Source organism: Actinomyces sp. S6-Spd3, assembly GCF_000758755.1.
Lineage (GTDB): Bacteria > Actinomycetota > Actinomycetes > Actinomycetales > Actinomycetaceae > Pauljensenia.
Genome location: NZ_JRMV01000265.1, coordinates 1 through 716 on the forward strand (window position 1 = coordinate 1; position 716 = coordinate 716).

General features: G+C 58.7%; 4 pseudogenes. 2 read left to right on the plus strand and 2 right to left on the minus strand.

What is annotated here, in order from left to right:
- Together HMPREF1627_RS10725 and HMPREF1627_RS10730 are read right to left on the minus strand one after the other, a co-directional pair.
- Positions 1-235: pseudogene (locus tag HMPREF1627_RS10725) on the minus strand (DNA integrity scanning protein DisA); the annotation flags it as partial.
- An 18-nt stretch (positions 236-253) separates the two neighbouring features.
- Positions 254-370, minus strand: a pseudogene (locus HMPREF1627_RS10730) (DNA integrity scanning protein DisA); the annotation flags it as partial.
- Between HMPREF1627_RS10730 and HMPREF1627_RS10735 the strand changes: the two are divergent.
- Positions 356-463, plus strand: a pseudogene (locus HMPREF1627_RS10735) (DNA integrity scanning protein DisA); the annotation flags it as partial. The pseudogenes HMPREF1627_RS10730 and HMPREF1627_RS10735 sit on opposite strands and share 15 nt — an antisense overlap.
- An 18-nt stretch (positions 464-481) precedes the next feature.
- A pseudogene (locus HMPREF1627_RS10740) lies at positions 482-716 on the plus strand (DNA integrity scanning protein DisA); the annotation flags it as partial.

A 716-nucleotide genomic window follows, 5' to 3' on the forward strand; every position in this document is an offset into this window, starting at 1 on the left:
TGAGGCTGGCTCGATAGGGGCCGACGCCCTCGATGGTTTGCAGTTCTTCTACGGTGGCCTCACGCAGTTTAGTGAGCGTGTCCCACTTTTTAATGAGCTGTTCGATGATGTTCCAGGGCAGGCGCGGAACCATGGTGAGGGAACGATAGCCACGGGGGGATACAACACGGTCAAAGTCGGATGCGTCAACTACGGGCTGGCCGATTGCTGCAGCAATGCGGGCGAGGTCAACCATGCCTTCGCTATCGAGGTTGGACAGTTCCGTTTCGGCTTCGCTGATGCGTTCGGGCTGGCGGATGTAATCGCGTATTAGGAGGGCGCGTTCGGATGCGGAACCGCGGAGGAGATCATCGAGCTGCAGCTCGATGATCTCCTCCGCGGTTCCGCATCCGAACGCGCCCTCCTAATACGCGATTACATCCGCCAGCCCGAACGCATCAGCGAAGCCGAAACGGAACTGTCCAACCTCGATAGCGAAGGCATGGTTGACCTCGCCCGCATTGCTGCAGCAATCGGCCAGCCCGTAGTTGACGCATCCGACTTTGACCGTGTTGTATCCCCCCGTGGCTATCGTTCCCTCACCATGGTTCCGCGCCTGCCCTGGAACATCATCGAACAGCTCATTAAAAAGTGGGACACGCTCACTAAACTGCGTGAGGCCACCGTAGAAGAACTGCAAACCATCGAGGGCGTCGGCCCCTATCGAGCCAGCCTCA